Raw genomic sequence first — 6,107 nt, forward strand, 5'->3', positions numbered from 1 at the left:
GAGCGCCAAGGAGGTCGAGACCAAGGAGCAGATCGCGGCGACAGCCGGGATCTCCGCGGGCGACCAGACCATCGGCGACCTGATCGCCGAGGCCATGGACAAGGTCGGCAACGAGGGTGTGATCACCGTCGAGGAGTCGAACACCTTCGGCCTGCAGCTGGAGCTCACCGAGGGTATGCGCTTCGACAAGGGATACATCTCGGGGTACTTCGTCACCGACGCCGAGCGTCAGGAAGCGGTCCTCGAGGACCCGTACATCCTGCTGGTCAGCTCCAAGGTGTCGACGGTCAAGGACCTGCTGCCGCTGTTGGAGAAGGTCATCCAGGGCGGTAAGCCGCTGCTGATCATCGCCGAGGACGTCGAGGGCGAGGCGCTGTCCACGCTCGTCGTCAACAAGATCCGCGGCACCTTCAAGTCGGTGGCGGTCAAGGCCCCCGGGTTCGGTGACCGGCGCAAGGCGATGCTGCAGGACATGGCCATCCTCACCGGTGGTCAGGTCGTCAGCGAGGAGGTCGGGCTCTCGCTCGAGACCGCCGACATCTCGCTGCTGGGTAAGGCCCGCAAGATCGTCGTCACCAAGGACGAGACCACCATCGTCGAGGGCGCCGGTGACTCCGACGCCATCGCCGGCCGGGTGGCTCAGATCCGCAGCGAGATCGAGAACAGCGACTCCGACTACGACCGCGAGAAGCTGCAGGAGCGCCTGGCCAAGCTGGCCGGCGGTGTTGCGGTGATCAAGGCCGGGGCCGCCACCGAGGTCGAGCTCAAGGAGCGCAAGCACCGCATCGAGGACGCGGTGCGCAACGCCAAGGCGGCCGTCGAGGAGGGCATCGTCGCCGGTGGCGGCGTGGCGCTGCTGCAGTCGGCACCGTCCCTGGAAGAGCTCAAGCTCAAGGGCGACGAGGCCACTGGCGCCAACATCGTCCGCGTGGCGCTCGAGGCTCCGCTGAAGCAGATCGCCTTCAACTCCGGGCTGGAGCCCGGCGTTGTCGCCGAGAAGGTGCGCAATGCGAAGGCCGGCACCGGCCTGAACGCGGCCACCGGCGAATACGAGGACCTGCTGAAGGCCGGCGTTGCCGACCCGGTGAAGGTGACCCGTTCGGCGCTGCAGAACGCGGCGTCCATCGCGGGCCTGTTCCTGACCACCGAGGCCGTCGTCGCCGACAAGCCGGAGAAGGCGGCCGCTCCGATGGGCGACCCCACCGGCGGCATGGGCGGCATGGACTTCTAAGTCCCACGCCGGAAAAGTCCCAAGCACGAGAAAACCCGGTCCGCGTCGCGCGGGCCGGGTTTTTTCGTGCCCACGGGCGGTGAGTGCTCTGAGCACTCGGCGCTCTAGGGTGAACGCGTGGCGCTTCCGACTCCTTCACCCACCAGCACCGCCGTCGTGACCGGCGCATCGTCGGGCATCGGCGCCGACATCGCGCGCGAGCTGGCCGACCGCGGCCACGGCGTGACGCTCGTCGCCCGCCGCGAAGACCGGCTGCGCGATCTGGCCGACGAACTCGCCGGCCGGGTGCGGGTCGAGGTGATCGCCTGCGACGTCGCGGATTGCGCCGCCCGCGCCGGCCTGTTCGACGAGGTCGGTCGGCGCGGATTGACCGCCGACATCCTGGTCAACAACGCCGGCATCGGCACCATCGGGTCGGTGACGAAGGCGGACGTCGACGACGAGATCGCTCAGGTGCGGGTCAACGTCGAGGCCGTCATCGACTTGACCACCCGCGCGATCCAGCAGATGGTGCCGCGCGGTCGCGGCGCGATCCTCAACGTCGGATCGACCGCCGGCTACCACCCGTTCCCCGGGCAGGCCGGCTACGCCGCCACCAAGGCGTTCGTGAAGACCTACACCGAAGGGGTGCGCGGCGAACTCGCCGGCACCGGTGTCACCGTCGCGCTGCTGTGCCCGGGACCGGTGCGCACCGGGTTCCTGAAGAACGCCGGCATGGACGAGCGGGATTTCGCGGACGCGTTCCCGAAGTTCATGTGGCTGCCGTCGCGCGAGGTGGCGCACACCGGAATCGACGCGCTCGACAAAGACCGCGGCACCGTAATCCCCGGGCTGCCAAGCCAATTCAGCACCCGCCTGTTTCAGTTCATGCCGCGACGGCTGCTGCTGCCGCTATTGAAGAATCAGCATCCGGGCCTCAAAAGAGACATCGGCAGGGACCGGTCAGCGAGCTGACCCCGGCCAGCGGCGCATCCAGCCCTCCACCGGCAGCGCGAGCGCGTTGCACAGCGTGCAGATCGTGCGATACCAGCCGACGGCCGTGAGCAATTCGATCCGCTGCTCGTCGTCGAGGTCGCGCCCCAGCGCCGTCCAGGTCGCCTCCGACCACGAGCCGGTGCGCTCGCACTCGTCGACCGCCGCGATCAGCGTCCGCTCGGCCGCGCTCCACCGCGGGTCGTCGGGGCCGCCGGTGACCAGCGCGTCGCACTCGTCGTCGCTGACACCGGCGATCGGACCCCAGAAGGCGGCCTGCCCGCCCCACTCGTAGGCGCAGCCCACGAGCGCGCACACGCGAAGGATGGCGATTGTCCGCGTTCGGGGCGGCAAAAGCGCTGCGGTGTAAAGGGATTCACCGAGCTTACGCAGCCGGGAGGCCAGCGAAGGATGGCGCTGCAGGCAGCGCACCAAAAGCAGCGGCTCGTAGGTGCGGTCCGGGTGACCCCAGCTGTTGATGCCGGCGGCGTCTTGTTCGCTCCACGGCGGGGCGAGTGGTGCGACGCGGCTCACGGATGAGACTGTACGGCCCTAGCCCGATGGCGGCGACCCGCAGCGCCCGGCTCGGCCCATGGTGGCGACCCGCTGCGCCCGGCTTCGCCGCGCTTGCGATCGCCACGGCCGCGCTTGCGAACGCCGCTAGGCGGGCAGCGAGAACACCACGCAGTCGTGCAGGCAGCCCTTGGCCGCTTCGGGGGAGTCGGCGTCGCGGTGCAGCAGCGCGCGGGTGGGCACCACGTCGAGCCGAACGGCGTCGGCTCGGTTTTCAAGGGACGCCGAGGCCTCGCCGTCGACGATCAGCGAATAGCCCCCGGGTTCGGGCGGTGGCCACAGCAGGGTGACGTCGCGGCGCCGGGCCAGGTTCTGCTGCGTGCGGCCGCCGACGAGGCCGACGTGGAGAGTCTCCCCGAGCAGTTCGGGCTCGACCGTCACCGTGTGCGAACGGTATTCGTCGTCGACCGTGATCAGGTAGGCGTACGGGTAGTTGACAAGCGCGTCTGCCAGCGCCTTGAAATCGACCTTCTTCTTGCTGCGCATGATGTTCCAGGATAGGCGCGAACCGATGCGGTCCGCGTCACTGCGGTGCCGGGGGCGTGAGGAACCCCGCGATGCGCGACGTGTAGCCGCGGGCGACGGCGCCGGAACTGGCCGGGCGCGTGACCGCGGTGCTGGCGTTGGAGAAGCCGAGGTTTTGCAGCACCTGATTCCAGGGCGGCAACTTGGCCACGGCCGCCGACGCGTCGGCGTGGTACCCGAACATCGCCGCCACGTCCGAGGCCCACATCTGGTCGTAGGCGGCCTCGATGTCGGCGATCGCCGGGGTGTTCTGCCCCAAATGATTGTTGGCCGCCAACGCCGACACCAACGCCCGGTTGGCCATCACCACGGCGGGCTGCACCGTGGCCGCGAGCGCCACCTCGAACGCGGTCGCGATGGCCGAGGCCTGGTGGGACACCTCTTCCGCCTGCGCGGCCGCCGCGCTGAGCCAGCTCACGTATCGGCTGGCCACGGTCATCATGGCGGTCGACGACGCGCCCTGCCATGACCCACTGGCAAGATCTGACGTCACCGAAGAAAAAGACGATGCCGACGACGCCAGCTCCCCGGCCAGCCCGTCCCACGCCGCCGCGGCAGCAAGCAGCGGCCCGGGACCAGGACCGGAGAAAATTAGTGCCGAGTTGACTTCCGGCGGCAACCACGCAAAATGCGGGTTCGTCACGGGCCCCAACTTAGCTGGTATATGCCACTTTTGGTGGCGTTATTGCAAGACCGCCGGGCCGGGTTGACGGCCACGCACCAACTTGCCCGGACGGGCAGCGGTGGGGACGCCGTGTTCAGCGATGATTTCTCCGGATACGATCGTGGCGACATAGCCGTCCGCGGTCTGGTCCAGGCGCCGACCGCCGGCGGGCAGGTCGTGGTTGATGACCGGCTTGTGCAGCCGCAGCGCGGCGTGGTCGATGATGTTGAGGTCGGCCTTGTAGCCGACGGCGATGCGGCCGCGATCGCTCAGCCCGGCGATGCGGGCCGGCACGGAAGTGAGTTCGCGAACCGCCTCGGGCACCGTGAAGCGTCCCGACTCGCGGTCGCGCGCCCAGTGCGTCAGGAAGTAGGTCGAGTAGCTGGCGTCGCAGATCATCCCGTAGTGCGCGCCGCCATCGCCGAGGCCCAGCACCACGTCGTCGCGGTGCAGCAGCTCCCCGACGGTGTCCAGCGAGTTGCCCTGCAGGTTGCTGGTCGCGACCAACAGCATGGCCCGGCCCTCGTCGTCGAGCAGCCGGTCGTAGGCCTCCTCCATCGGAGCCACACCCTTGGCGCGGGCGCGGGCCCCGATGCTGGTCGACGGGTCGGGCTCGTAATCGGGGTCCTCGTCCAGCGGGTAGATCCAGTCCCACATCTGGGCCACGAACAGGATCGGGTGACCGTGGCCGGGCTTGTCGGCCAGGATGCGGGCACGCACCTCGGGCTTGCGCATCTCGGCGACCCGCTCGGCCAGCGGCAGGTGCGCGATCTCGCGATAGCTGGGATAGAGCACGAACGGATTCGCCGACAGTTGCAGCCCGATGATCAACCCGATCGGGCGGGGCAACAGTTGCGCGGTGAATTGTGCGTCGGCGGTGTCCGCCCTGCCGTTGGCCTTCTCGATCATCGTGATGGCGTCCGGCCACGTCGGGTCCCCCGAGTTGCCGACGACGAGGGTGAAGGTGAGCGGCAGCCCGACATCCTCGGCGACGTCGAACACCGTCTGCAGCACGGGCTGGTAGCCGCCGGACGGGATGTCGGGAACGAACTGCAGCAGGCCCCCACCGCCGTCCACGACACCCCTGGCGATCTCCTCGATCTCTTCGCGGGCGGCGTCGTAACTCGGTATGGGCGAACCGCTTTCGGTCTTGTGGATGGTCAACCGCGACGACGCGAAGCCCAGCGCACCGGCCTCGATCGCCTCCTTGGCCAGCGCCCTCATCTTCGCCAGGTCGTCCTCGGTGGCCGGCTCGCGGTCGGCGCCGCGCTGACCCATCACGTACACCCGCAGCGGCGAATGCGGCAGGTACGCGGCCACATCGATATCGCGGCGGCCCGCATCGAGCGCGTCCAGGTATTCCGGGAAGGTCTCCCATGTCCACGGCAGGCCGTCGGTCATCACCACGCCGGGAATGTCTTCGACGCCGGCCATCACGTCGACCAGGACGTCGTGGTCTTCCTGACGGCAGGGCGCGAAGCCGACCCCGCAGTTGCCCATCACCACCGTGGTCACCCCGTGCGCCGAGGACGGGGTCAGCCGCTCCGACCAGATGGACTGGCCGTCGTAGTGGGTATGCAGGTCGACGAAGCCGGGCGTGACCAGCAGACCGGTGGCATCGATCTCCCGCGAGGCGGTGGCCCCGTTTATGGCGCCGACCGCCTGGATGACGTTGTCGGCCACCGCCACGTCACCGACGTACGGCTCACCCCCCAGCCCGTCGACGATGGTGCCATTGCGGATGACGAGGTCGTAAGTCATCCAAACAATCTACGACCGTGGCGCCGGGTCGTGCCAGGATCTTCTTCGCGCGCGACCCCACCGGCAATGACGTCGACGCTGTCTTCGACGCGGCGCTCCCGTAGTGTCGCGGCTATGGCCAGCACCGACGATGCCGCCGTTGTCCAAGACCTCCTGCGCGACGCATTCACCCGGTTGATCGAACACGTCGACGAGATCACCGAGGGATTGACCGACGAGGTGTCCGGCTACCGGCCGGCCCCGAACGCCAACAGCATCGCCTGGCTGATCTGGCACAGCGCGCGGGTGCAGGACATCCAGCTGGCCGACGTGGCCGGCGTCGAGCAGGTGTGGTCGCGCGACGGCTGGGTGGACCGGTTCGGACTGGACCTGCCGCGCAAC

The 6,107-nt window shown here is 68.9% G+C and carries 5 protein-coding genes and 2 pseudogenes; 3 read left to right on the forward strand and 4 right to left on the reverse strand.

Features of this window, described 5'->3' with window-relative positions:
* Together groL and Q0W90_RS22470 are read left to right on the forward strand one after the other, a co-directional pair.
* A partial coding sequence (gene groL, locus Q0W90_RS22465; protein ID WP_297776722.1) for a chaperonin GroEL occupies positions 1–1,231 on the forward strand: 1,231 nt, incomplete at its 5' end.
* A gap of 117 nt (positions 1,232–1,348) precedes the next feature.
* Entirely contained in the window at positions 1,349–2,185 is an 837-nt protein-coding gene (locus tag Q0W90_RS22470) for an SDR family oxidoreductase (RefSeq protein WP_297601073.1), read from the forward strand.
* Here the strand turns inward: Q0W90_RS22470 and Q0W90_RS22475 are convergent.
* From Q0W90_RS22475 to Q0W90_RS22490, 4 genes and pseudogenes are all read right to left on the reverse strand, one after another.
* A complete protein-coding gene (locus Q0W90_RS22475; protein WP_297700713.1) occupies positions 2,174–2,737 on the reverse strand; it encodes a carboxymuconolactone decarboxylase family protein in 564 nt (187 codons plus the stop codon). The two genes, Q0W90_RS22470 and Q0W90_RS22475, sit on opposite strands and share 12 nt — an antisense overlap.
* Before the next feature lie 126 nt (positions 2,738–2,863).
* Entirely contained in the window at positions 2,864–3,262 is a 399-nt protein-coding gene (locus Q0W90_RS22480; protein ID WP_297601068.1) for a pyridoxamine 5'-phosphate oxidase family protein, read from the reverse strand.
* Between the two features lie 193 nt (positions 3,263–3,455).
* Positions 3,456–3,944: pseudogene (locus Q0W90_RS22485) on the reverse strand (PPE family protein); the annotation flags it as partial.
* 39 nt (positions 3,945–3,983) lie between these two features.
* Complete coding sequence (locus tag Q0W90_RS22490) at positions 3,984–5,726, reverse strand: amidohydrolase family protein (protein WP_297700715.1); 1,743 nt, start codon at positions 5,724–5,726, stop codon at positions 3,984–3,986.
* Between the two features lie 114 nt (positions 5,727–5,840).
* Between Q0W90_RS22490 and Q0W90_RS22495 the strand changes: the two are divergent.
* Positions 5,841–6,107: pseudogene (locus Q0W90_RS22495) on the forward strand (mycothiol transferase); the annotation flags it as partial.

This window comes from Mycobacterium sp., from assembly GCF_025933915.1.
In the GTDB taxonomy this organism is placed as follows: domain Bacteria; phylum Actinomycetota; class Actinomycetes; order Mycobacteriales; family Mycobacteriaceae; genus Mycobacterium.

Coding starts and splice junctions, on each gene's coding strand:
- Q0W90_RS22480 (WP_297601068.1), bottom strand. CDS start 3,262: ATGCGCAGCAAGAAGAAGGTCGATTTCAAGGCGCTGGCAGACGCGCTT.
- Q0W90_RS22490 (WP_297700715.1), bottom strand. CDS start 5,726: ATGACTTACGACCTCGTCATCCGCAATGGCACCATCGTCGACGGGCTG.